The organism is Sphingobium sp. (assembly GCA_023266575.1).
Lineage (GTDB): Bacteria > Pseudomonadota > Alphaproteobacteria > Sphingomonadales > Sphingomonadaceae > Sphingobium.
The window spans coordinates 83,340-106,032 of record JAHFPV010000010.1; the positions used below are offsets into that span (position 1 = coordinate 83,340).

The following is a 22,693-nucleotide window of genomic DNA, read 5'->3' on the forward strand; positions in this document are numbered from 1 at the left end:
TATCAGGAGCCAGCCATGGTAGCAGGACAAATCTTGCCGATGGTTAACGGGGCGCACGGCTCGTCGCGTTTTTGCAACCAGCTTGACAGTTCAGCCGAAATCTTTAGGGCGGCCGACGGGCCACGCGGTCCCAACGCCGCGCTGCTCTCTGTAAGGAGAAGCTACATGACTGATTTGACTGCCGTTGACGCCACCGTTGCGCCTGCCGTAAAGCCCGCAACCCTTCCGGCCCGTCCCTTTTTCTCGTCCGGTCCCTGTGCCAAGCCGCCCGGCTGGAGCGCCGCTGCGCTCGCCACTGAGTCGCTGGGCCGTTCGCACCGGTCCAAGATCGGCAAGACCCGCTTAGCCTACTGCATCGACCTGATGCGCGAATTGCTGAACCTGCCCGACACCCACCGCATCGGCATCGTCCCCGGCTCCGACACCGGCGCGTTTGAAATGGCGATGTGGACGATGCTGGGCGCCCGCCCGGTCACGACCATCGCCTGGGAAAGCTTCGGCGAAGGCTGGGTGACGGACGCGGCCAAGCAGTTGAAGCTCGACCCCACCGTGATCCGCGCCGATTATGGCCAGCTGCCCGATCTGTCGGCGGTCGATTTCAGCCATGACGTGCTGTTCACCTGGAATGGCACGACGTCGGGCGTGCGCGTTCCCAATGCGGACTTCATCCCCGCCGACCGCGAAGGCCTGACCTTCGCCGACGCGACCAGCGCGGTGTTCGCCTATGACATCGACTGGGCCAAGATCGACGTTGCCACCTTCTCCTGGCAGAAGGTGCTGGGCGGCGAGGGCGGCCATGGCGTGCTGATCCTTGGTCCCCGCGCCGTTGAGCGCCTCGAAACCTACACCCCCGCCTGGCCGCTGCCCAAGGTTTTCCGGCTCGTTTCCAAGGGCAAGCTGACCGAAGGCGTGTTCAAGGGCGAGACGATCAACACCCCCTCCATGCTGGCGGTCGAAGATGCGATCTTCGCGCTGGAATGGGGCAAGTCGATCGGCGGTGCCGCTGGCCTGATCGCCCGCAGCGACGCCAATGCTGCCGCTCTGGACAAGATTGTGGCGGAGCGCGACTGGCTCGGCCATCTCGCGGTCGATGAAGCCTCGCGCTCGAAAACCAGCGTCTGCCTGACCGTCGCGGGTGCCGACGAAGCCTTTATCAAGGCCTTCGCTGCCCTGCTCGAAAAGGAAGGCGCGGCACTCGACATCGCCGGCTATCGCGACGCCCCCGCCGGGCTTCGCATCTGGTGCGGCGCGACCGTCGACACCGCCGACATCGAAGCGCTCGGCCCCTGGCTCGACTGGGCCTATGCGACCGTGAAGGCCGCTTAATTTAAAACAAAGTCGTCATTCCCGCGAAGGCGGGAATCCATCTCCCAGCCTATCGACAGGTGCAATGGCGGGAGATAGATCCCCGCCTGCGCGGGGATGACGGGACTATTTTCCAAAGGAAATACAGATGCCCAAAGTACTTATCAGCGACCAGATGGACCCCCGCGCCGCCGCGATCTTCCGGGAGCGTGGCGTCGATGTCGATGTCATCACCGGCAAGACCCCTGAAGAGTTGAAGGCGATGATCGGCCAATATGACGGCCTCGCCATTCGCAGCTCGACCAAGGTGACCAAGGACATCCTCGACGCCGCCACCAACCTGAAGGTCATTGGCCGCGCCGGGATCGGCGTCGACAATGTCGACATCCCCTATGCCTCGGCCAAGGGCGTGATCGTCATGAACACCCCGTTCGGCAACTCGATCACCACCGCCGAACATGCCATCGCGCTCATCTTCGCACTGGCGCGCCAGATTCCAGAAGCCAACGCCCAGACCCAGCAGGGCCTGTGGCCCAAAAACGGCTTCATGGGCGTGGAAGTCACTGGCAAGGTGCTGGGCCTCATTGGCGCGGGCAATATCGGCTCGATCGTCGCCAGCCGCGCACTGGGCCTGAAAATGAAGGTCGTCGCGTTCGATCCCTTCCTGACGCCCGAACGCGCCGTCGAAATGGGCGTGGAAAAGGCGGATCTGGACACGTTGCTGGCAAAGGCCGACTTCATCACCCTGCACACGCCGCTGACCGACCAGACCCGCAATATCCTGAGCCGTGAAAATCTCGCCAAGACCAAGAAGGGCGTGCGCATCGTCAACTGCGCGCGCGGCGGGCTGATCGACGAAGCTGCGCTCAAGGATGCGCTCGATTCGGGCCAGGTCGCGGGCGCCGCGCTCGACGTGTTCCAGACCGAACCGGCCAAGGAATCGCCCTTGTTCGGCACCCCCAATTTCATCTGCACCCCGCATCTGGGCGCGTCGACCGACGAAGCGCAGGTCAATGTCGCGTTGCAGGTCGCCGATCAGCTGTCCGACTATCTGCTCGACGGCGGCATCACCAATGCGCTGAACGTGCCCAGCCTGTCGGCGGAGGAAGCCCCCAAGCTCAAGCCCTATATGGCGATTGCCGAGAAGCTGGGCAGCCTGGTCGGCCAGCTGGAAGGCGACCAGATCACCGGCGTTGCGGTCGAAGTGGAGGGTCATGCCGCCGAACTGAACCAGAAGCCGATCACCGCCGCCGTACTCGCAGGCCTGATGCGCGTCTATTCGGACACGGTGAACATGGTCAACGCGCCCTTCCTGGCCAAGGAACGCGGCCTTGACGTGCGCGAAGTGCGCCATGACCGCGAAGGCGACTATCAGACGCTGGTGCGCGTCACCGTCACCACCGAAAGCGGCCAGCGTTCGGTTGCCGGCACTTTGTTCGGTCACGCAAGCCCGCGTCTGGTCGAACTGTTCGGCATCAAGGTGGAGGCCGATCTGGACGGCACCATGCTCTACATCGTCAACCAGGACGCGCCCGGTTTCATCGGTCGCCTGGGGTCGACGCTGGGTGCAGCCGACGTCAATATCGGCACCTTCCATCTTGGCCGTCGCAACCAGGGCGGCGAAGCCGTGCTGCTGCTGTCGGTCGACGGCACCGTCACCGAACCGCTCCGCTGGGAAATCTGCAACCTGACGGGCGTGAAACAGGTCAAGGTGCTGCGCTTCGCATAAGCTGCTCTAAAGCCCTCTCCCTCCGGGGAGAGGGTTGGGAGAGGGGGAGCAACAGTGCGGCTGGACCCAACACTGAAGCAGCGCGCAAAACATATGCGCGCCAACCCCACCCCCGCCGAACAGAAACTCTGGCTTGCCCTGCGCGCCAACCGTTTTGAAAACCGACAATTCACGCGCCAGACCATCATCGCGCCCTATATCGTCGATTTCGCGTCAAAGGCCGCGGGCCTCATCATCGAAGTCGATGGGGATACACATTCCGCCAAAGATCGCTATGACGCGCGGCGAACCGAATTTCTGGAATCGCTGGGGTATCGCGTGATCCGTTTTGCCAATCCCGATGTCATCAGCAATATCGAGGGTGTATTGAGCGTGATTGCCGATGCGTTGCGCGTGCCCCCTCTCCCCAGCCCTCCCCCCCTAGGGGGAGGGAGCTAAGGTATGACCATGATCCCGCCTGGCCTTCTTCCCGAAGGATTATCCGACCGCCTGCCACCGCAGGCCGAAGCCTCCGCCCGCCTCGCGCGCCGCGTGCTGGATACGGTTGCGACCCATGGTTATGAGCGGGTCATGCCGCCGCTTGCGGAGTTTGAGGATACGCTGACCCAGCGGCTCAAATCCATGCGCGCGCAGGATCTGGTCCGCGCGGTCGATCCGGTGTCGCAGCGCAGCCTGGCGCTGCGCCCGGACATGACAGCGCAGGTCGGCCGCATCGCCGCGACCCGCCTGGCCACCGCGCCGCGCCCGCTGCGTCTTTCCTATGCCGGGCCGGTGATCCGCCTCAAGGCCAACCAGTTGCGGCCGGAGCGGGAGAAATTGCAGGTCGGGGCCGAACTGATCGGGTCGGATAGCGTCGCCGCCGCGGTCGAGATCGTCAATGTCGCGATCGAGGCGTTGCAGGCGGCGGGTGTCAGTGGCCTCACCATCGACTTCACCCTGCCTGACCTCATCGACATGCTGGCTGCCGGGCCGCTGCCGCTGGCGGCGGACGAGCTGGAAGCGGTGCGCACCGAACTCGACGCCAAGGATGCAGGCGCGCTTGTCGCGCTCGGCCCGCAGGCGGCGGCCTATCTCCCGCTGATCGAGTCGACCGGCCCGTTCCACGCCGCGATGGAGCGGCTCGAAGCCTTCAATGCACAGTTGGGCGGCGCGATCGACAGCCGCATCGCGGGCCTGCGCGCTATCGCCAAACCGATCGGCTGGGACATCACCCTGACGCTCGATCCGACTGAACGGCACGGCTTTGAATATCAGAACTGGTTTGGCTTCTCGATCTTTGCCGAAGGCTTCATCGGCGAAATCGGCCGGGGCGGCAGCTACGCCATTTTGCGCGCCGACGGGCAGGACGAACCCGCCATCGGCTTCTCGCTCTATCCCGACCCGCTCATCGACGCGGGCTTTGGTGACGAGGCACCCAAACGCCTGTTCCTGCCGCTGGGTGCCGACGCAATTCGCGCCGCCGAATTGCGGGCCGAGGGCTGGCACACCGTCGCCGCGCTGGTGGGTGATGAGGATGGCGCGACCCTGCGCTGCTCGCACTGGCTCGACGGCGCGGAACTGCGCTCTTTCTAACGGAATATCCGCGCCAGCCAGTTATCCACGATCGCCGTCCCCGGATAGTCGGGGTCACCCATCTGCCGGTTGATCTGCATATGGCCGCGCAGCCCGCGGCCCTCCAATGCCTGTATCTCCACCGGCGTGCCTGCGCGTTTCAAGGCAGCGGCCAGCGCCTCTGATTGCGCCGCGCCATCGTCCCGGTCGACATGCAGGATCAGGAAGGCAGGGGCATTGGGCTTCGCGGCATGGCGGGTCGGCGACAGCGCTTGCTGCCGCGCGGAATTGGTGCCGAACGCCTGTTCATAGGTGCCCTTCATGAACCGGCCCGATTGCGCCATCTGCGCCGCCACATCATAGGCCGCGCCGTCCAGCGGGATGATCCCGCGCACGGCATCGGGCGGCAGGCCAGCCTTGGCGAAATAGCGCATGTCCGTCCCCACCAGCGCGACCAGATGCGCGCCCGCGCTATGCCCCATCAGCACGATTCGGTTCGGATCGACGCCCAATGTCGCCGCGCGCTTGCGCAGGAAAGCGACGGCATCGGCGACATCCTGCGCCTGCTGTTCCACTGTGGCCCCCGGAACCAGGCGGTAGTCGATGGACGCGAAAGCATAATCAAGCTGTTGATAATGAACGGATTTATGCCGACCGGTGGCATTGTCCTTGCTACCGCGCTTCCACCCGCCGCCATGGACGAAAATCACCAACGGCTTTACTATGTTCGGGTCACTGTCGGCTTTGCCAGGCCAGAAATCGAGCGTCTGCGCCGGATCGCTGCCATAGGCCATCATTTCCTCTCTAGCCTGCTCCCGCAGCGGCGCGCCGCTGGCGGGGGACACAAGCGACAGGCACAGGGCAAGGATCAACGCTATCCGCACGACACATCTCCACAGACGACGGATAATCAGGATTGCGCGCCTGCATCATCTCGTAAAGCCACTGCCCTGTATCAAAGTGTAATCGCTCCCCGCCTTGACGCGCCCGCCCCGCGCCGCTAACCCGCGCCCGCACCGGGTGCCCCATGTTTCTGTCGGGCGCCCAATCGATCCTACTGGCATGTCGAGTCCCGTCGAAGGGCATGGCCGGTCCGCGCGGCGGGCGGAGATCTGTATCCATGGCAAATGTAACCGTGATCGGCGCCCAATGGGGTGACGAGGGCAAGGGCAAGATCGTCGACTGGCTGTCGGAGCGCGCCGATGTCGTCGCCCGTTTCCAGGGCGGCCATAATGCGGGCCACACGCTGGTGGTCGGCGAGAAAGTCTATAAGCTCTCGCTGCTGCCATCGGGCATCGTGCGGGGCACGCTGTCGGTGATCGGCAATGGCGTGGTGCTGGACCCGTGGCATTTCCGCGATGAAGTCGCCAAGCTGACCGGGCAGGGCGTGTCGATCACGCCCGACAATCTCCAGATTGCCGAAACCTGCCCGCTGATCCTGCCCTTCCACCGCGACCTGGACGGCCTGCGCGAGGATGCGAGCGGTGCTGGCAAGATCGGCACCACCCGGCGCGGCATTGGCCCCGCCTATGAGGATAAGGTCGGCCGCCGCGCTATCCGCGTGTGCGACTTGGCCCATCTCGACGACCTTGGCCCGCAGCTGGACCGGCTGACCGCCCATCATGACGCGCTGCGTGCCGGTTTTGGCGAACCGCCGATCGACCGCGCCGCGCTGATGGCGGAACTGACCGAGATTGCCGACTTCATCCTGCCCTTCGTCAAGCCGGTCTGGCTGACGCTCAACCGCGCCAAGGCGGCAGGCAAGCGTATCTTGTTCGAGGGCGCTCAGGGCACGCTGCTCGACATCGACCATGGCACCTATCCCTTCGTCACCTCGTCCAACACGGTCGCGGGCACGGCGGCGAGCGGCACCGGCCTTGGCCCCAATGCGGCAGGCTTCGTGCTGGGCATCGTAAAGGCCTATACCACCCGCGTCGGCTCCGGCCCGTTCCCGACCGAACTGGAGGACGCCACCGGCCAGCGGCTGGGCGAACGCGGCCATGAATTTGGCACTGTCACCGGGCGCAAGCGCCGCTGCGGCTGGTTCGACGCGGTGCTGGTGCGCCAGTCGATCGCGGTGTCGGGCGTCACCGGCATCGCGCTGACCAAGCTCGACGTGCTGGACGGGTTCGACACGCTCAACATCTGCATTGGCTACAAGATTGGCGAGCAGACTTACGACTATCTGCCCGCCCATGCGCAGGATCAGGCGAAGGCGCAGCCGATCTACGAAACGATCGAAGGCTGGCACGATACCACCGCCGGCGCACGCAGCTGGGCGGACCTTCCGGCGCAGGCGATCAAATATATCCGCCGGATCGAGGAACTGATCGGCTGCCCGGTCACGCTCGTATCCACCAGCCCAGAGCGCGAGGATACCATCCTGGTGCGCGATCCGTTCGCGGATTAAGGGCGATGGCCGAGAAATTCGAGCGGCATCGCCAGCCCTGGACTCAGGATGAGATCCAGAAGCTGCACCTGCTGGCGAAGAAAGGCATGGGCCTCAAGGCCATTGCCAAGGCGCTGACCCGGACCGAGGAATCGACCAAGGCCCGTGCCAAGGAAGACGGGTTGAACATCGCCAAGCTGCGTTAACTGCGCTCCGCCATGCGCCGGTCGATCCAGACCAGCGCATGGCCTGCCGCGACGAAGCCTATCGCGATCAGCACGGCATTGACCAGCACCGTGCCGATGCCGAGCTTCGCGACGTCGATGAACGGATAGGCATAGCGTCCCTCCGCCATGCCGCGCAGCAAAGCATAGGGCAAATAGAGCGCGGGAAACAGCGTCCATCCCCATGCATCGCGCCATCGCAACTGGCCTCGCACCGCAAAGGCGATCCACCACAAGGGGACCAGCACGGGCGTCACCTTGTGCAGCAGCGTATCGGCGAGCAGCGCGCCGCCGCTCAACGTCAACAGTCCGCGCAGCAGCAGGCCATAGATGATCCCGACCAGCAGGATCGCCAGCATGACGCCTGCCAATCGGCGCGGATGCGGCCGCCCACCGATCGCAACCCAGCCAAAGGCGAGCGCGACGAGCAGATTGGTCAGCACCGTGAAGTAGCGCAGCAATACCCAGAGCGTGCCCGCAACCGACCCGGTCTGATCGAGCGTCGCTGCGAATTGCACGACCAGCCCGGCCAGTGCGACAAGGGCCACGATCGCCGCCGCTATCCTTGCCGTCATGCCCGATCCTCCTCACCCGCGGCGATCACTGTCGCCGCGACCAGATCGCCGGTCACGTTGAGCGCAGTGCGGCACATGTCGAGCAGCCGGTCGACCCCCAGCACCAGCCCGATCCCTTCGGGCGGGATGCCGACCATGCCCAATATCATCGCCACCACGGGCAGCGATCCGGCCGGCACCCCCGCCGTGCCAATGCCGCCCAAGATGCACATCATCATCACCATGACCTGCTGGGCGATGCTGAGGTCAATGCTGAAAAACTGGGCGAGGAAGATCACCGTAATCCCCTCGAACATCGCCGTGCCATTCTGGTTGGCGGTTGCGCCGATGGTCAGGACGAAGCGGGCGATGCGGCGCGGCAGGCGCAACTCCTCTTCGGCCACGCGCAAGGCGGTCGGCAGGGTCGCGTTGGAGGATGCGGTGGCAAACGCCATGACCGTCGCCTCCTGCACGTCGGCGAAGAAGCGCCAAGGCGATCGTTTGGCGATGAAGGCGATCAGCAGCGAATAGACGCCGAACATCTGGATCGCCAGCGCCAGCAGCACCACGCCGACATAGGCGGACAGGCGAATGAGCAAGTCCCAGCCGAAATGTGCGGCCAGGTTGAACATGAAACAGGCGATGGCGATCGGGGCCAGGCGGATCACCAGCCCCATCAGCCGCATCGTCACCGCCAGCAGCCCTTCCATCGCACTCAGCAGCAATTGGGTCTGCGGCGTACGGACCAGCATCAGCCCGATGCCGAAAAACAGGGCAAAGACCATCACCGCCAATATGTCGTTACCCGCCATGGCCGCGACGATATTGTCGGGGACGATGGCGATGAAGGCGGCCATCCCATGCGGCGCGTCACTGCCCCGGCTCAGTATCGCCTGCGCGCCCGGTCCTGCCTCGCTCAGCATCGCCCGCGCCATGGCCGGGTTAATGCCCGCGCCCGGCCGCAACAGGTCGACCACCAGCAGGCTGACCGCCACTGCAATGGCCGACACGACCAGCGTGTAGACCAATGTGCGCAGCCCCACGCGGCGCAGGGCACGGATTTCGCCCATCTCGGCAATGCCGACGATCAGCGCCGACACCAGCAACGGGATGACCAGCATGAACAGCAGGCGCAGGAAAATCTGGCCGATCGGCCCTGTAACATAGGTGGTGACGTGATCGACCCAGCGCGCGTCAGGCGCGGTCATATAGACGGCAAGGCCAACCACCAGCCCGATGACGAACCCGGCCAGCATCTGCCACTGGAGCGACACAGCCGCGGTCCTTGTTCCGGTCTCGGCGCTTGGTTCGAGGCTCGTGCCGGTCAATCGCCTGTCCTCATGTTACAGTAGCTGTCCAACGGTCCGGCGCGGCTGCAAGTTGCACTAAAGGCCAGTCATTTCGCTATAGCATCGAGGGAGCTTTTGCGCGCCTCTTGCGTTAGCGCGGTCCTGTCCTTTGGAGACCCGCATGATCGTTGATCCCGTCCCCAGTCTGCGCCGCATGGCGACAGAAGTGTGGAAGCCGCTGACTATCCTGTTCGTGTGGGACTGTGCCGTCACGATCGCTTATTATGTGCTGCCGTTCAAGGCGCCCGAACTGCCGCTGACCATCTTCGGCACCGCGCTGGCGCTGTTCCTGGGGTTCCGGTCCAATTCGGCCTATCAGCGCTGGTGGGAAGGGCGCACCCTGTGGGGGGCGATGATCAACGCGTCGCGCAGCCTGGCGCGGGCGACCCGCAATTTCCTGCCCGATCCCGAAGGGCGCGATTTGAAGCGGGAAATCGTCAAGCGCCAGATCGCCTATGTCAACGCGCTGCGCTGCCAGTTGCGGCGGCTGCCGATCGACGACGATGTCACCCGCTTTCTGGAGGAAAAGGACAAGGGGCTGGCGCTGGCCCGCACCAACGCGGCCAACGGCCTGCTCGACAGCACCGGGCGGCGCATCGACATTGCCCGGCGTGAAGGGTGGATCGACACGATCCAGCAGACCCAGATGGAGGCGGTGCTGGTCGATATCGCCAATGCGCAGGGCGGGATGGAGCGGCTCAAAAACACGCCGCTACCGGTGCAATATCGCTATCTGCCGACCATCTTCACCCATCTCTTCTGCCTCTTCCTGCCGATCGGGCTGGTCGAAACGCTGGGGCTGGCGACGCCTTTGGGGTCAACGGTGGCGGGCCTCATGTTCTTGGCGGTGCTGCGGATCGGCGACGATCTGGTCGATCCCTTCGCCAACAGCGTGCATGACGTATCGCTCAACGCCATGTGCCGCACGATCGAGATCGACCTGCTCCAGTCCATCGGCGACCCCGCACCGGAGCCGCTCAAACCGGTGCGCGGGGTGTTGTGGTGAGGGCTTAAACCCTCTCCCTTTGAGGGAGAGGGTGTGGAGACTTGGCAGCTTGCTGCCTAGTCGTAGCAGGGAGAGGGTGTGCTAAGCCAACGCAAGCCAGCCGCCTCTGCGTCGAACCCCCTCTTCCAAGTCCGCCTAAGCGACTGCGTCGCCAAGGCTTCCTATCCTTCTCCCCGGCGGGGAGAAGGCGATGACTACCCCTTGCGCTCGTCATCCACCATGTCGGGGGCCAGCTCCAGCCCGGCGCGGCCATGCGCGACTGTATGCGCCGGTGCCTTGGGATGGGGCACGTCGATCGGCTCCTCGACCTCCAGCATCCCCTCCCATTTGGTGATGACCGATGTGGCGATGGCGTTGCCCAGCACGTTGGTGGCGGTGCGGCCCATGTCCATGAAATGATCGACCGCCAGGATGAAGGCGACGCCCTCGACCGGGAGGTCGAACTGGCCCAGCGTGGCCGCGACCACGACCAGCGACGCGCGCGGCACGGCGGCGATGCCCTTGCTGGTCACCATCAGCACCAGCAGGATCGTTATCTGGGTCGCGATCGGCAGGTCGATGCCATAGGCCTGCGCGATGAAGATGGTCGCGAAGGTCGAATACATCATCGACCCGTCGAGGTTGAAGCTGTAGCCCAAGGGCAGCACGAAGCTGTAGATACGGCGCGGCACGCCGAAGCGATCGAGCTGCTCCAGCATCTTGGGATAGGCGGCTTCGGACGAAGCGGTGGAAAAGGCGATCAATATCGGTTCGCGGACATAGCGGATCAGCGTGAACATCCGCTTGCCGAGGAATATCGATCCCGCCGCAAACAGCAGCAGCCAAAGCGCGCCCAGCGCGATATAGAATTCACCGATCAGCTCACCAAAGGTGACCAGCACGCCCAGCCCCTCGGTCGTCACGACCGACGCCAGCGCCCCGAACACGGCGAAGGGGGCGACGCGCATGACATAGCCTGTCACCTGCAACATCAGCTCGACCATCGATTCGATGACGGTGACGACCGGCTTGCCCTTTTCGCCGATCGCGGTCAGCGCGACGCCGACGAACAGCGAGAATACGACGATCTGGAGGATCGAATTGTCCGCCATCGCGCCGACCATGGAGGTCGGAAAGACATGCAGGATGAAATCGCGGAAATTGAGCGCTTCGGTATTCACGCCCGATTCCGCGCCCGACCGGACCAGGTTCAGCCCTTCCCCCGGCGCGAAGAAATTGACGAAGATCAGGCCCAAAGTCAGCGAAATCAGGCTGGCGATCACGAACCAGGCAAGCGCCCGCCCGCCGATCCGCCCCAGCGCGGCGCTGTCTCCCATATGGGCGATGCCCGCGACCAGGGTGGAGAACACCAGCGGCGCGATGATCATCTTGATCAGGTGGAGAAATATGTCGGCCAGCAGGTGGAAATAGCCAGCCACATCCTTGGCCAGCGTCTTGTCGCTGCCAACCCACAGATTGGCTGCGAAGCCTACAATCACCCCCAGGACCATGCCGGTGAGAATGAAGGCCGTCAGTCTGTTACGCATCCGTGTCCCTCTAGGCCGCAGGAGCCAAAGCTCCGCGCTTCTTTTACGTCTGTCAGGCCGACACCTAACAGGCCCATGGGCCACCGGCAATCGGCGCGCGTCAGGGGGCATCAGCATAGACGAACAAGCGCACGCTTTCCGCGCCTCGCTTCGTCCGAAATGGTGGCGTCAGAAGCGCTTAGGGGTAGAGAAAACCCTCGTTCCAGCCATCGCCAGCGCGGGTGAACAGCCGCCGCTCATGCAGACGATGCTCGCGATCCTGCCAGAATTCGATCCGCTGCGGCGTGACGCAAAAGCCCGACCAGTGCGGCGGGCGCGGCACCGGCCCGCCCTCGAACCGCGCCCGTTCAGCCTCATAGCGGTCCATGAAGGTCTGGCGGTCGGGCAGGGGGCGGGACTGGTCGGATGCCCAGGCACCCAGCTGGCTGTCGCGGCTGCGGGTCGCAAAATAGGCGTCGGCAGTCGCATCATCGACCGGGCCGACCGGGCCTTCGATCCGGATCTGCCGCCGCGCCGATTTCCAGTGGAACAGCAAGGCCGCATGGGGATTGGCCAGCAGCTCGCCCGCCTTGCGCCCCTCAAAATTGGTGTAAAAGACAAAGCCGTCCGGGCCATGCCCTTTCAGCAGCACCATCCGCACCGACGGATGGCCGTCCGCGTCTGCGGTGGCGAGCGCCATGGCGTTGCTGTCGTTGATTTCACTCTCGCGCGCCTGGGCGTACCAGTCGTCGAACAGGGCAAAGGGATCGGTCATGCCCGGTCTTTAGGGGCCGGACGTGGCCCTGTCGATACGGGCTGACCGAAGGGGAGGGGGTGCCGGCGCGACACCCCCTTACATCCTCAGAAGCGGAAGCCCAGACCGGCCGACCAGCTGGTATAGTCGCCCGCCTTGATCAGGTTGAAGTTCAGCCGGATGAGGTCGCGGGCGTTGCGCGCCGATTCTTCGCGGCCCCTGATGCCCAGCGACAGGGTCATTTCGTGGAAGGTGTTATAATAGAGCTTGTCGCCGCTATAGTTGGTCAGCGCATAGCTGGCCCGCACCGACGTATTGCGTCCGAACCCGCGGAATTTGAGCGGCAGGTCATAGGCCAGCCCGTTGCGGAATGCCCAGTTCTTCAGGCCCGGATTGACGTTATAGCCGGTAAATCCGGTGCTCATCGTCGATGTGTAGCCGATCATGTTGCCGATGATCAGCCGACCCCGGCCCAGTCCGTCCAGCACATAGCGGCTGGCCACCGTGGTGGAGATCATATGGCCGAGCGAACCGAGCTGGTCCGACCCGGTAATGCCATAGCCGATCCGCGGTTCGAGCGACCAGCGCTGCGCGATCAGTGGAAATTCGACGCCGACGCCGAACTGGGCGGTCGCGGCGCGCGCGCCGTTCACTTCGGAATAGCTGACCGGCAGATCGAATTTCAGCAGGGCGCGGCCGCCTTCGCTCAGGCGGAAGCTGCGCGCAATCCGGCCGTCCACGCGCATGAAGTCATAGCGGCCGCCATCCGACGAACCGCCGCTATAATTGGCGCCGACGATCCAAGGGTCGCCCGCCGTGTTGGTGCCGCCATTGGCCGCCTGTTCGATCGCCGAATCGCCCGACGACAGGTCCAGGCTGGAGCGGATCAGGCCGCTCTGCACCGAACCGGGATTGCCCGCGAGCGGATCGACCGGCGAATAGCGCGCCAGCGATTTGAGCAGCAGGCGCACCAGCCGTTCGGCTTCGGCGCTGTCGACCTCGTCCAGATATTCGTTGAACAGGTCGTAGGAGGACTGGCGCGTCACCCCGTTAAAACGGTTCTGGTAGGTTTCGCCTTCCGCATCGAGCGCAGGGATAGAGATGCGGAATACCGAGCTGTTGGCGTCATAAAAGCCATAGATTGGCAGGCCGCGAAAATCGATGACGCCGCTGACCGGCAGCAGATCATTATATTGCGCGCCATAACGCTCGCGCAAACGCTGCGGATTCATGAAATCCTGGCCGTCATTGGCGATGTCCAGGCCATAGCTGTCAGTTCGGGTGAGGCCGCCTGGCAGACCCAGTGTCACGCCGATGCGGAACAGGCTTTCCAGCTGGTCGAGCTGCTGCGGCGTTGGCGGCGGCGGGCCGACCTGCGCCTGCGCGCTGGTCGCGATCGGGCCGAGCATCGACAGGGCGGCCACGGCACCCCATGCAAATTTCTGAAACATGATTTAACCCCCAAAATACTCGCATTCCCCACGCGAGACAGGCGGCGGCTAGCAATTGGCGGGACGGGGCGCATACCCCAACAGGGTTATGGCGGGCTTGGCGCGCATCCATTGCTTGAATGTCGCGCGATCCTCCGCCACATAGTCGCCAAGTGATGCTTTTTCGCAACAGGTAAGATGATGGCCGATCCCTATTCCACATTGGGCGTCGCGCGCGGCGCGACCGACGCGGAGATCAAGTCCGCCTATCGCAAGCTGGCCAAGGAATTGCACCCCGACAAAAACCGGGACAATCCCAAGGCTGCGGAGAAATTTTCTGCCGCGACCAACGCCTATGACCTGCTGTCCGACAAGGACAAGCGCGCCCGTTTCGACCGGGGTGAAATTGACGCTGATGGCAATCCGACCGCGCCCTTCGGTTTTGGCGGCGGCGGGGGCGGGGGCGGTTTTCGCGGCCAGCCGGGCGGCTTTGAAACGGGCGGCGCTGATTTCGGCGATATTTTCGAAGGATTGTTCGGCGGCGCGGGGCGGCGCGCGGGCGGTGGCTTTGGCCGTCAGGCACCTTTACCCAGGGGCGCCAACGTCGCCTACCGGCTGGCGGTGCAATTTGCCGACGCGGCCATATTGGCGCCGCAGCGGATCACCTTGCAGGATGGCAAGACCATCGACTTGAAACTGCCCGCCGGGGTCGAAAACGGCACCCAGATGCGGCTGTCGGGCAAGGGGCAGCAGGGACCGGGCGGCGCGGGCGATGCGATCGTCACGATCGACTTGCGCCCGCACCCCTTCTTCACCCGCGACGGCGACAATGTGCGGCTCGACCTGCCGATCACGCTCGACGAAGCGGTCAGGGGCGGCAAGGTCAAGGTGCCGACCGTCGATGGCCCGGTGATGCTGGGCGTGCCCGCAGGCACTGCGTCGGGCAAGACGCTGCGGCTGCGCGGCAAGGGCTTTACCGGCAAGGACGGCACGCGCGGCGACCAGCTCGTCACCTTGATGGTCGACGTTCCCGCCGATGATCCGGCGATCCAGGCGCTGGTGGAAAATTGGCAGGACCGGCGGGCCGTGCGCGCCCATCTGGGCGTCTAGGGCGTTATCGGGCGAATGCCCATGCCTTCGCCCCTGTCGCCTGAATCCCGTCGCCAGCGGATGGCGGGCCATATCCACCGCCACATCAACCGCGTCCGCCCCGGATCGCACCCGTTCGAGATTTTCAAGCGGGTCGCGGTCGGCACCTATAGCGACGGGTTCATCCATGCCGGGAACCTCGCCTATCTCTCGCTGATGACGCTGTTCCCCTTCTTCATCGTCGCAGCGGCGGTGGCCAGTATCTTTGGCCGGACGCAGGACGGGGTGCAGGCAGTCAACGCTTTCCTCACCACCGTGCCGAGCGGGGTGGCGGAGGTCGTGCGCCAGCCGATCAACGATGTGCTGGCCGCCCGCTCCGGCCCCCTGCTGTGGCTGGGCGCGCTGGTGGGTCTGTGGACCGTGGGCAGCCTGATTGAAACGATCCGCGACATTCTCCGCCGCGCCTATGGCACCAAAAGCACCAAGCCCTTCTGGCGCTACCGGCTGGGCGCAGTCGGCATCACCCTCGTCAGCGTGGTCGCGGTGATGTTCGCTTTCTCGTTGCAGGTCGTCATCACCGGCATCGACCAGTTTCTGCAACAGATATTGCCCTGGGCCGACGATGCGATCGCGCTGGTGGCGTCGGCCAAGCTGGTGCCGATGGGCATCGTCTGCGTCGCGCTCTGGTCCTTGTTCGTGTCGCTGACGCCGACCCTGTACAAGGATCGCCGCTTTCCCAAATGGCCCGGTGCGGTCGCCACATCGCTCTGGTGGTATGCAACCACCTTGCTGTTGCCGCCCACCCTGTCGCTGCTGGGCGGCTATGACCGCACCTATGGCAGTCTGGCGGGCGTCATGATCACGCTCATTTTTTTCTTTCTCGTCGGGCTTGGCGTGGTAATTGGCGCGGAACTGAATGCGGCGCTGGCGGAATTTCCCGAAGAGGAAGAGGCCGCAGCGCCGGACACCCAAGGGAATGGAACGACGATATGAACGGCTTGATGGCAGGAAAGCGTGGCCTCATCATGGGCCTGGCCAATGACAAGTCGCTGGCCTGGGGCATTGCGAAAGCGCTGCATGAACAGGGCGCGGAACTGGCTTTCTCCTATCAGGGCGACGCGCTGGCCAAGCGGGTCCGGCCATTGGCAGAGCAGGTCGGATCAGACTTTCTGATCGATTGCGACGTCACCGACATGGACAAGCTGGACGCAGCCTTTGCAGAGATTGAGGCGCGCTGGGGCGGGCTGGATTTCGTGGTTCATGCGATCGGCTTTTCCGACAAGAATGAGCTGCGCGGCCTCTATGTCGACACCAGCCTGAAAAATTTCCTGCTGACCATGAACGTGTCTGCTTACAGTTTCGTGGCAGTCACCCGTCGCGCCCGCGCGCTGATGCCCAATGGCGGCAGCATCCTGACACTGAGCTATTATGGCGCGGAAAAGGTCATCCCCCATTATAACGTCATGGGCGTGGCCAAGGCGGCGCTGGAAACCAGCGTCAAATATCTGGCGATGGATCTGGGACCGGAAAATATCCGCGTCAACGCCATCTCCGCCGGGCCGATCAAGACGCTGGCCGCCAGTGGCATCGGCGATTTCCGTTACATTCTCAAATGGAACGAACTGAACTCGCCCCTGCGCCGCAATGTCACGATCGAGGATGTCGGCGGCGCGGGCCTTTACTTGCTGTCCGATCTGGCAAGCGGCGTGACTGGCGAAATCCACCATGTCGATGCCGGCTATAACGTCATCGGCATGAAGGCCGAGGACGCCCCGGACATCGCATTGGACAAGTGACAACTGACCCTCTCCCTTTAGGGGAGAGGGAGGGGCCCGCCGCGAAGCGGTGGGAGGGTGAGGGGAATGAAGCGACCTGATCCTGCAACGCCAGACTCGCTGAATCGGGTTCGCGCCATGCGACGCGACCCGACCGAGCCGGAAAGGCGGCTCTGGGCCAGATTGCGCAGTCGCCAGCTTGCAGGACTAAAATTCCGGCGACAGGTTTGGCTGGTCGATTACATCGCTGATTTCTATTGCGCCGATCTCCGTCTGGTCATCGAAGTTGACGGCGATGACCATGCCGTTAGGGAAGCAGCCGACCGGCATCGGTCGGAAAGACTGGCACGAGAAGGCTTCCGCATCGTCCGTTTCGCCAATGCGGATGTGTTGAGCAATATCGAAGGGGTGTTGGAGACAATATTGATGACGGCGCGCCAAAACCCCTCACCTTCCCACCCGGCTGCGCCGGGCGGGCCCCTCCCTCTCCCCCAAGGGGAGAGGGGAATATGAGTTTCAACACCTTCGGTCGTATGTTCCGCTTCACCACCTGGGGCGAGAGCCATGGTCCTGCGATCGGCGCGGTCGTCGATGGCTGTCCTCCGGGGCTGGACCTGAGCGAAGCCGACATCCAGCCCTGGCTCGACCTGCGCAAGCCCGGCACGTCCAAATTCACCACCCAGCGGCGCGAGGCGGACGAAGTGCGCATCCTGTCGGGCGTGTTTGAAGGGCGGACCACCGGCACGCCCATCAGCCTGATGATCGAAAATACCGACCAGCGATCGAAAGATTATTCGGACGTCGCCAAAGCCTATCGCCCCGGCCATGCCGACTATGCCTATGACGCCAAATATGGGTTCCGCGACTATCGCGGCGGCGGGCGGTCGTCGGCGCGTGAGACCGCGAGCCGGGTCGCGGCGGGCGCGGTCGCCCGCGCTGTCATCCCCGAAGTCGATATTTTCGCCTATGTCAGCGCCATTGGCGGCGATGCCATCGACTATGATAATTTCGATCCGGCGCTGATCGGGCAAAATCCCTTCTTCTGCCCGGATGCGCAGGCGGCGGTGCGATGGGAAAAGCTGGTCGATGCCGCGCGGCTCGACGGCTCCTCTCTGGGCGCCGTGGTCGAATGTGTCGCGTCGGGCGTTCCGGCGGGCTGGGGTGCGCCGCTCTATGCCAAGCTCGACAGCGAACTGGCCAGCGCGATGATGAGCATCAACGCGGTCAAGGGGGTCGAGATTGGCGACGGGTTTGCCGCTGCCAGCCTGCGCGGCGAGCAGAATGCCGATCCGATGCGGCCGGGTAACGATGGCCCCATCTTCCTCGCCAACCATGCCGGTGGCATCGCCGGCGGCATTTCCACCGGTCAGCCGGTCAAGGTCCGTGTTGCGTTCAAGCCGACCAGCTCGATCCTGATCCCGGTCGAAACCGTCACGCGCGAAGGCGCGGCGTCCGACATCATCACCAAGGGCCGCCATGACCCCTGCGTCGGCATACGCGGCGTGCCGGTGGTCGAAGCGATGATGGCGCTGGTACTGGCCGACCAGAAATTGCTCCACCGCGCCCAATGCGGCGAACGCCCCGAAACCGACTGACGCGCCAAAGCGAAGCGATCCTGCGCCGAAAAGGCGAGACGACTCGGCAAATTTAGGATAGGCTCCGTTTCAGGCCCGCCACAGGGCCAGCGGCAGAGCGTAAGCCTGGGGAACGTCACCACGCACAGCGCGGACATGACGACAAAACGTCCCCATACCGCCGCGATACGGGCCAGCCATGCAACCATGGCTGGCCCCTTTCGTTTCTGCCACGGCAGGACATGCGACGCCGCGATCCGGGGGACAGACACAGATGCACTTCATCACCGCGCTGCTGGGCGTGTATCGCGCGGAAATCGGCCTGTTGATCCTGGCATTGATGTTCATCGCCTTCGTGCGCGAACGCTATTCGCCCACGGTCATCGCGGTGGTCGGAGCCTGCGCCTTTGCCCTGCTCGGCCTGCTCGACGAAAAATCGCTCTTCTCCGTCTTTTCCAACAGTGCGCCGCTGACCGTCGGGGCGATGTTCGTGCTGTCGGGCGCGCTGATCCGCACCGGGGTGATCAACCGGGTCGCTGACCTCATCATGGCGCGCGCCAAAAAACATCCCCGGCTGGCACTGGCCGAAGTGGCGCTGGGCGCGGCATTGCTATCGGCCTTTCTCAACAACACGCCCGTTGTCGTGCTGCTGATCCCGATCATGTTCAAACTGGCGCAGGCAACCGGCTATCCGGTCAAGAAATTGCTGATCCCAATGAACACGATCGCGGTTCTGGGCGGCTGCCTCACTTTGATCGGCACATCGACCAACCTGATCGTCGCGGGCATCGCTGCCGATCAGGGGATGGAGCCGTTCGGCATTTTCGACATCACCCCCTATGGCCTGGCCGGTGCGGCCGCCGGGATCGTTGCCCTGCTCTGCCTGTCCTTTCTGCTGCCCAGCGATCCCCCGGCCATCAGTGGAGAGACTGGCGGCACCGTGCAGGATTATCTCACCGAACTGGTGGTGCCACAGGACAGCGAGTTGATCGGGCGGGAGATTGGCGCGCTTGGCCTGTTCAGCCCCTCGATCGTGCTGCTCGGCCTCAAGCGCGGCGGCGAGATACGACGGCGCGAGATATTGACCGAAGAATTGCGCTCCGGCGACCGGCTGATCGTTCGCGCCGACGGCACCGCCATCATGACGCTGCGCGAATCGGGCGGGTTCGATCTGGGCGTGGCCGCCGATTCCAGCACATCGGCGCGCGACGGCACGGTGATCGAAGCGATGGTCGCCCCCAGCCATCCTTCCATCGGGGAGCGGTTGCTGGACATTCCCTTCCTCCATGCCCTGCGCGTCCGCATCATCGGCATCCACCGGTCGCGCCATCTGCCCGGCCCTGCACTGGCCGAGGCGCGAGTGCGCGGCGCGGACCGGCTGCTGATCGCGGGGAGCGACGACGCTATCCGTTCGCTGCGGGACAATCCCCACCTGATCGGCGTCGACATCAGCCGCACCCGCGCTTTTCGCCGCAACAAGGCGTGGATTGCCATGGCGGCGATGGCGGCGGTCGTGCTGCTGTCGGCACTCGACATGATCGGCATCGGCATGGCGGCCTTCATCGCTGTCGGCATCATCCTCGTGACCCGCTGCATCGACCCCGAAGAAGCCTGGGCGGCGATCGACGGCGACGTATTGATCCTGATCTTCGCGATGCTGGCGGTCGGTCTTGGGCTGGAACGGGCGGGCAGCGTGGCGCTGATGGTCGGCTGGATCACTCCGCTGCTGACCGTCGCGCCGGTCTGGTCGCTGGTGTTCATCATCTATTTCTTCGCGCTATTGCTGTCCGAACTGCTCAGCAACAATGCGGTGGCGGCTCTGCTCACGCCGATCACCATCGCGCTGGCGCAGCAATTGGGGGTCGATCCGCGCCCGCTGGTCATCGCCCTGATGATCGGTGCGTCGGCCTGCTTCGCCACCCCGATCGGTTATCAGACCAATGCGCTGGTCTATGCTGCGGGCGACTATCGCTTTGCCGATTTCGTGCGGATCGGCGTGCCGATCAACATCATCGTCGGGCTGGCGGTGTGCAGCGCGCTGGTATTGTTGGGCTAGGCGGCCAATCGCGCACGGGCGGCCCTGTTCGCCTGCCCGCGCGCCCGGCATCACGGCGCTCTATCCATCGAGGAACCCGCCATGCCCAGCCTGCCCTTCACCCAGGTCGATGCCTTTGCCGACGCGCCATTCACCGGCAATCCCGCTGCCGTCATGCCGCTCGATCAATGGCTCGACGATGCGACGCTTCAGGGCATAGCGGCGGAAAACAACCTCTCCGAAACCGCGTTCACGATTCCGACGCCGGATGACCCGGACGCAGATTATGCGCTGCGCTGGTTCACCCCGACGGTGGAGGTCAAATTATGCGGCCACGCCACGCTGGCCAGCGCCCATGTGCTGATCGGCGATCGGGATGCGATCCGTTTCCGCACCCGCCATGCCGGTATATTGGCGGTCGTGCGGGCCGGGGCGGGCTATGAACTGTCGCTGCCCGCATGGGAGATGCAGGCCAAGCCGTTGCCCGATCTGGCGGCGGGGATGGGCGGCGATGTGCTGGAAACGCGCTGGCGCGACGGTGGCTATGCCATGTTCGTCTATCGCGATGCCGCCGCGATCCGCGCCCTGACGCCCGATTTCGCCGCACTCCGCCCGGCGGGCGACCTGCTGCTGATGGCCACCGCGCCGGGGGACGATAGCGACATCATCAGTCGGGTTTTCGTGCCCGGCGGCGGGGTGGATGAAGATCCGGTGACCGGATCGGCCCATTGCCTGCTCACCCCCTATTGGGCGGCGCGGCTGGGCAAGACGGCGATCAGCGCGGTGCAGGCCTCGGCCCGCGGCGGGCGCTTGGGCTGTACGCTGGCGGGCGACCGGGTGATCCTGACCGGCGGGTGCCGGACGGTGATCGAGGGGCGCTTCCTGCTTTAACCCGGAAACAGCCCGATCAGCCGGGCGAGCGCCGTCTTGACCGCGACCCGCTGTTCCTTGTGCGGCGACATGCCGATCCGCACGACGGTCAGCCGCTGCGACGGGGAAACCAGTATATATTGCCCATTATGGCCCACGCAGCCGAACAGGCTTGTGGGCGCCTGCCCCGGCATCAGCGCGCTCTCGCTGCTTTCCCGGTTGAGCCACAGATGCGCGCCATAGGCCGGGTTGCGCGCCGATGGCGTGGTCATGATGTCGATCCATTTTTCCGGCAATATCTGGTGGCCGGTCGGGCTGCGGCCATGGCGGCGCAGCAATTCGCCAAAGCGGCCATAGTCGCGCGCAGTCATGTGCAGGATGCTGCCACCGATCATCGTGCCTGCCGCGTCATATTCCGGGGTCAGGCTGGGCAACTGGCCCGGTGCCTTCAGCCTGCCGTCGATGAACATCTGCATCGCCCGCCGCCGCGCATCGGGATCGTCGCTGTTGGTCAGCATCCGCGTCATCAGGTCGGTCAGGATCATCGTGCTGCCGGTCGAGTAGGAAAAGGTCGATCCGGGCGCATGGGCCAGCGGCTTGGCCTGCGCAAAGCCGCTCATATCCTGCGCGCCGTCGGCAAACAGCATCCGCACCGTATCGCCAGCGGGCTGCGGATCGCCATCCTCGACATGGTCCAGCCCCGACGCCATCGTCAGCAACTGGCGCAGCGTGATCCGCCCGCGCGGATCGCCCGGCTGGCGCCACGCATCGACCGGCACCGGCGCGTCGAGCGCCAGCCGCCCGTCCGACACCATCAGCCCGACCAGCACCGCCGTCACGCTCTTGGCGATCGACCAGGACAGCAATTTCGTGTCCGGGCCAAAACCGGTCGCATAGCGTTCCGCAATGATCTGCCCGTCGCGCATCACCAGCAAGGCGCGCGTGTCGCCCATGTCCGAATCATCGAACAGTGGGTCGATCGCGGCGCGCAGCGCGGCCTCGCCCACCACCGCGTCGCGCGACACGCGATAGAGCGGCTGCGGATCGGCTGCACGCACGCTCCAAAGCCCGCCCGCGCCGACCAGCGCAGCCAGGGCCACGCCCAGACCAAGCCGCTTTACGCTGTTCCATTCCGTCTTCATAAGCCGCGGCCTTAGCCATCCTCAACCGAGTCGGGAATATGCCGGGTCGCCGGACGATCATTTATCTTGCCCTTGCGCTCTGCCTGTCGCTTCTTGTCGCGCTTGGCTGGCATTGGAATGCCTTGCGTGAGCAGGCCCGGCTGGGCGCCGCCTATGGCGCGCGGCTGACCTGTTCCTGCCGCTATGTCGAAGGCCGCGCCATGGGCAGTTGCGACGATGACAAGGAACCGGGCATGGCCCTGGTCCGGCTGACCGACCGGCCACAGGACAAGGCTGTCGACGCCAGCGTCCCGCTCATGGCCACCCGCACCGCCCGCTTCCGCCCCGGCTGGGGCTGCTTGCTCGATCCGGTGGAGTGAAGCGGGCCAGAAGCGACCTTCTACCCGGCGGGGAGAAGGATACGCAGCCTTGG

The 22,693-nt window shown here is 64.5% G+C and carries 22 protein-coding genes; 15 read left to right on the forward strand and 7 right to left on the reverse strand.

What is annotated here, in order from left to right; translation table 11 throughout:
- Positions 1 to 165 precede the first annotated feature (165 nt).
- From Q0D44_RS11355 to Q0D44_RS11370, 4 genes are all read left to right on the forward strand, one after another.
- The gene (locus Q0D44_RS11355) at positions 166 to 1,326 is read left to right on the forward strand and encodes a phosphoserine transaminase (RefSeq protein WP_294136663.1); all 1,161 of its coding nucleotides are present in this window, start codon (positions 166 to 168) and stop codon (positions 1,324 to 1,326) included.
- A gap of 127 nt (positions 1,327 to 1,453) precedes the next feature.
- Positions 1,454 to 3,034: a phosphoglycerate dehydrogenase gene (gene serA / locus Q0D44_RS11360; protein WP_119750308.1), complete on the forward strand. Its 1,581-nt coding sequence runs from the start codon at positions 1,454 to 1,456 to the stop codon at positions 3,032 to 3,034.
- Between the two features lie 93 nt (positions 3,035 to 3,127).
- The gene (locus tag Q0D44_RS11365) at positions 3,128 to 3,472 is read left to right on the forward strand and encodes an endonuclease domain-containing protein (protein WP_294136665.1); all 345 of its coding nucleotides are present in this window, start codon (positions 3,128 to 3,130) and stop codon (positions 3,470 to 3,472) included.
- A gap of 3 nt (positions 3,473 to 3,475) precedes the next feature.
- On the forward strand, positions 3,476 to 4,606 hold the full coding sequence (locus Q0D44_RS11370; protein WP_294136666.1) for an ATP phosphoribosyltransferase regulatory subunit: 1,131 nt from the start codon (positions 3,476 to 3,478) through the stop codon (positions 4,604 to 4,606).
- On the opposite strand, the gene Q0D44_RS11375 is transcribed toward Q0D44_RS11370, so the two are convergent.
- Complete coding sequence (locus Q0D44_RS11375; protein ID WP_294136668.1) at positions 4,603 to 5,469, reverse strand: alpha/beta hydrolase; 867 nt, start codon at positions 5,467 to 5,469, stop codon at positions 4,603 to 4,605. The genes Q0D44_RS11370 and Q0D44_RS11375 overlap by 4 nt on opposite strands.
- A 236-nt stretch (positions 5,470 to 5,705) precedes the next feature.
- Here Q0D44_RS11375 and Q0D44_RS11380 point away from each other — a divergent pair, with 236 nt between their 5' ends.
- Together Q0D44_RS11380 and Q0D44_RS11385 are read left to right on the forward strand one after the other, a co-directional pair.
- The gene (locus Q0D44_RS11380; RefSeq protein WP_294136671.1) at positions 5,706 to 6,995 is read left to right on the forward strand and encodes an adenylosuccinate synthase; all 1,290 of its coding nucleotides are present in this window, start codon (positions 5,706 to 5,708) and stop codon (positions 6,993 to 6,995) included.
- Positions 6,996 to 7,000: 5 nt separating this feature from the next.
- Positions 7,001 to 7,180 carry a hypothetical protein gene (locus tag Q0D44_RS11385; protein WP_017181657.1) on the forward strand — a complete coding sequence of 60 codons (180 nt, stop codon included), beginning with the start codon at positions 7,001 to 7,003 and terminating at the stop codon, positions 7,178 to 7,180.
- Here Q0D44_RS11385 and Q0D44_RS11390 read toward each other — a convergent pair.
- Both Q0D44_RS11390 and Q0D44_RS11395 read right to left on the reverse strand, forming a co-directional pair.
- Complete coding sequence (locus Q0D44_RS11390) at positions 7,177 to 7,773, reverse strand: Pr6Pr family membrane protein (RefSeq protein WP_294136677.1); 597 nt, start codon at positions 7,771 to 7,773, stop codon at positions 7,177 to 7,179. The two genes, Q0D44_RS11385 and Q0D44_RS11390, sit on opposite strands and share 4 nt — an antisense overlap.
- Positions 7,770 to 9,008 (reverse strand): dicarboxylate/amino acid:cation symporter, encoded by a 1,239-nt coding sequence (locus Q0D44_RS11395; RefSeq protein WP_294136778.1) that lies wholly within the window; start codon positions 9,006 to 9,008, stop codon positions 7,770 to 7,772. The genes Q0D44_RS11390 and Q0D44_RS11395 overlap by 4 nt, the downstream gene beginning before the upstream one ends.
- Positions 9,009 to 9,222: 214 nt before the next feature.
- Between Q0D44_RS11395 and Q0D44_RS11400 the strand changes: the two genes are divergently transcribed.
- Complete coding sequence (locus Q0D44_RS11400; RefSeq protein WP_294136682.1) at positions 9,223 to 10,107, forward strand: bestrophin family ion channel; 885 nt, start codon at positions 9,223 to 9,225, stop codon at positions 10,105 to 10,107.
- A gap of 194 nt (positions 10,108 to 10,301) precedes the next feature.
- On the opposite strand, the gene Q0D44_RS11405 is transcribed toward Q0D44_RS11400, so the two are convergent.
- The 3 genes from Q0D44_RS11405 to Q0D44_RS11415 all read right to left on the reverse strand — a co-directional run bounded on the left by Q0D44_RS11405 (position 10,302) and on the right by Q0D44_RS11415 (position 13,817).
- On the reverse strand, positions 10,302 to 11,633 hold the full coding sequence (locus tag Q0D44_RS11405) for a dicarboxylate/amino acid:cation symporter (RefSeq protein ID WP_217674133.1): 1,332 nt from the start codon (positions 11,631 to 11,633) through the stop codon (positions 10,302 to 10,304).
- 178 nt (positions 11,634 to 11,811) lie between these two features.
- Positions 11,812 to 12,387, reverse strand: a complete 576-nt coding sequence (gene pdxH, locus Q0D44_RS11410; protein WP_294136686.1) for a pyridoxamine 5'-phosphate oxidase — start codon at positions 12,385 to 12,387, stop codon at positions 11,812 to 11,814.
- Between the two features lie 86 nt (positions 12,388 to 12,473).
- Positions 12,474 to 13,817: a hypothetical protein gene (locus Q0D44_RS11415; RefSeq protein ID WP_294136688.1), complete on the reverse strand. Its 1,344-nt coding sequence runs from the start codon at positions 13,815 to 13,817 to the stop codon at positions 12,474 to 12,476.
- 180 nt (positions 13,818 to 13,997) lie between these two features.
- Between Q0D44_RS11415 and Q0D44_RS11420 the strand changes: the two genes are divergently transcribed.
- The 7 genes from Q0D44_RS11420 to Q0D44_RS11450 all read left to right on the forward strand — a co-directional run bounded on the left by Q0D44_RS11420 (position 13,998) and on the right by Q0D44_RS11450 (position 21,160).
- On the forward strand, positions 13,998 to 14,906 hold the full coding sequence (locus Q0D44_RS11420) for a J domain-containing protein (RefSeq protein ID WP_294136779.1): 909 nt from the start codon (positions 13,998 to 14,000) through the stop codon (positions 14,904 to 14,906).
- A gap of 15 nt (positions 14,907 to 14,921) precedes the next feature.
- Positions 14,922 to 15,878 carry a YihY/virulence factor BrkB family protein gene (locus tag Q0D44_RS11425; RefSeq protein WP_294136691.1) on the forward strand — a complete coding sequence of 319 codons (957 nt, stop codon included), beginning with the start codon at positions 14,922 to 14,924 and terminating at the stop codon, positions 15,876 to 15,878.
- Positions 15,875 to 16,681, forward strand: coding sequence for an enoyl-ACP reductase FabI (fabI, locus tag Q0D44_RS11430; RefSeq protein WP_294136693.1), 807 nt, complete (start codon positions 15,875 to 15,877; stop codon positions 16,679 to 16,681). Before Q0D44_RS11425 ends, fabI begins: the two co-directional genes overlap by 4 nt.
- 117 nt (positions 16,682 to 16,798) lie before the next feature.
- The gene (locus Q0D44_RS11435) at positions 16,799 to 17,173 is read left to right on the forward strand and encodes an endonuclease domain-containing protein (protein WP_294136780.1); all 375 of its coding nucleotides are present in this window, start codon (positions 16,799 to 16,801) and stop codon (positions 17,171 to 17,173) included.
- Positions 17,170 to 18,255 carry a chorismate synthase gene (gene aroC, locus Q0D44_RS11440; RefSeq protein WP_294136695.1) on the forward strand — a complete coding sequence of 362 codons (1,086 nt, stop codon included), beginning with the start codon at positions 17,170 to 17,172 and terminating at the stop codon, positions 18,253 to 18,255. Before Q0D44_RS11435 ends, aroC begins: the two co-directional genes overlap by 4 nt.
- Before the next feature lie 253 nt (positions 18,256 to 18,508).
- Entirely contained in the window at positions 18,509 to 20,290 is a 1,782-nt protein-coding gene (locus Q0D44_RS11445; protein WP_294136697.1) for an SLC13 family permease, read from the forward strand.
- Positions 20,291 to 20,371: 81 nt separating this feature from the next.
- On the forward strand, positions 20,372 to 21,160 hold the full coding sequence (locus Q0D44_RS11450; protein WP_294136699.1) for a PhzF family phenazine biosynthesis protein: 789 nt from the start codon (positions 20,372 to 20,374) through the stop codon (positions 21,158 to 21,160).
- Here the strand turns inward: Q0D44_RS11450 and Q0D44_RS11455 are convergent.
- Positions 21,157 to 22,281, reverse strand: a complete 1,125-nt coding sequence (locus tag Q0D44_RS11455) for a serine hydrolase (RefSeq protein ID WP_294136701.1) — start codon at positions 22,279 to 22,281, stop codon at positions 21,157 to 21,159. The two genes, Q0D44_RS11450 and Q0D44_RS11455, sit on opposite strands and share 4 nt — an antisense overlap.
- Positions 22,282 to 22,319: 38 nt before the next feature.
- Here Q0D44_RS11455 and Q0D44_RS11460 point away from each other — a divergent pair, with 38 nt between their 5' ends.
- Positions 22,320 to 22,640, forward strand: a complete 321-nt coding sequence (locus Q0D44_RS11460; protein WP_294136703.1) for a hypothetical protein — start codon at positions 22,320 to 22,322, stop codon at positions 22,638 to 22,640.
- The last annotated feature ends 53 nt before the right edge of the window (positions 22,641 to 22,693 follow it).

What these genes read in the sequence shown, in the direction of transcription:
- Q0D44_RS11370 (WP_294136666.1), top strand. Translation starts at nt 3,476, where the DNA reads ATGACCATGATCCCGCCTGGCCTTCTTCCCGAAGGATTATCCGACCGC.
- Q0D44_RS11405 (WP_217674133.1), bottom strand. Translation starts at nt 11,633, where the DNA reads ATGCGTAACAGACTGACGGCCTTCATTCTCACCGGCATGGTCCTGGGG.
- Q0D44_RS11420 (WP_294136779.1), top strand. Translation starts at nt 13,998, where the DNA reads ATGGCCGATCCCTATTCCACATTGGGCGTCGCGCGCGGCGCGACCGAC.
- Q0D44_RS11445 (WP_294136697.1), top strand. Translation starts at nt 18,509, where the DNA reads ATGCACTTCATCACCGCGCTGCTGGGCGTGTATCGCGCGGAAATCGGC.
- Q0D44_RS11435 (WP_294136780.1), top strand. Translation starts at nt 16,799, where the DNA reads ATGCGACGCGACCCGACCGAGCCGGAAAGGCGGCTCTGGGCCAGATTG.
- Q0D44_RS11425 (WP_294136691.1), top strand. Translation starts at nt 14,922, where the DNA reads ATGCCCATGCCTTCGCCCCTGTCGCCTGAATCCCGTCGCCAGCGGATG.
- serA (WP_119750308.1), top strand. Translation starts at nt 1,454, where the DNA reads ATGCCCAAAGTACTTATCAGCGACCAGATGGACCCCCGCGCCGCCGCG.
- Q0D44_RS11455 (WP_294136701.1), bottom strand. Translation starts at nt 22,281, where the DNA reads ATGAAGACGGAATGGAACAGCGTAAAGCGGCTTGGTCTGGGCGTGGCC.
- Q0D44_RS11390 (WP_294136677.1), bottom strand. Translation starts at nt 7,773, where the DNA reads ATGACGGCAAGGATAGCGGCGGCGATCGTGGCCCTTGTCGCACTGGCC.
- Q0D44_RS11385 (WP_017181657.1), top strand. Translation starts at nt 7,001, where the DNA reads ATGGCCGAGAAATTCGAGCGGCATCGCCAGCCCTGGACTCAGGATGAG.
- Q0D44_RS11380 (WP_294136671.1), top strand. Translation starts at nt 5,706, where the DNA reads ATGGCAAATGTAACCGTGATCGGCGCCCAATGGGGTGACGAGGGCAAG.
- Q0D44_RS11415 (WP_294136688.1), bottom strand. Translation starts at nt 13,817, where the DNA reads ATGTTTCAGAAATTTGCATGGGGTGCCGTGGCCGCCCTGTCGATGCTC.
- fabI (WP_294136693.1), top strand. Translation starts at nt 15,875, where the DNA reads ATGAACGGCTTGATGGCAGGAAAGCGTGGCCTCATCATGGGCCTGGCC.
- Q0D44_RS11355 (WP_294136663.1), top strand. Translation starts at nt 166, where the DNA reads ATGACTGATTTGACTGCCGTTGACGCCACCGTTGCGCCTGCCGTAAAG.
- pdxH (WP_294136686.1), bottom strand. Translation starts at nt 12,387, where the DNA reads ATGACCGATCCCTTTGCCCTGTTCGACGACTGGTACGCCCAGGCGCGC.
- aroC (WP_294136695.1), top strand. Translation starts at nt 17,170, where the DNA reads ATGAGTTTCAACACCTTCGGTCGTATGTTCCGCTTCACCACCTGGGGC.
- Q0D44_RS11395 (WP_294136778.1), bottom strand. Translation starts at nt 9,008, where the DNA reads ATGCTGGCCGGGTTCGTCATCGGGCTGGTGGTTGGCCTTGCCGTCTAT.
- Q0D44_RS11450 (WP_294136699.1), top strand. Translation starts at nt 20,372, where the DNA reads ATGCCCAGCCTGCCCTTCACCCAGGTCGATGCCTTTGCCGACGCGCCA.
- Q0D44_RS11400 (WP_294136682.1), top strand. Translation starts at nt 9,223, where the DNA reads ATGATCGTTGATCCCGTCCCCAGTCTGCGCCGCATGGCGACAGAAGTG.
- Q0D44_RS11365 (WP_294136665.1), top strand. Translation starts at nt 3,128, where the DNA reads ATGCGCGCCAACCCCACCCCCGCCGAACAGAAACTCTGGCTTGCCCTG.
- Q0D44_RS11460 (WP_294136703.1), top strand. Translation starts at nt 22,320, where the DNA reads ATGCCGGGTCGCCGGACGATCATTTATCTTGCCCTTGCGCTCTGCCTG.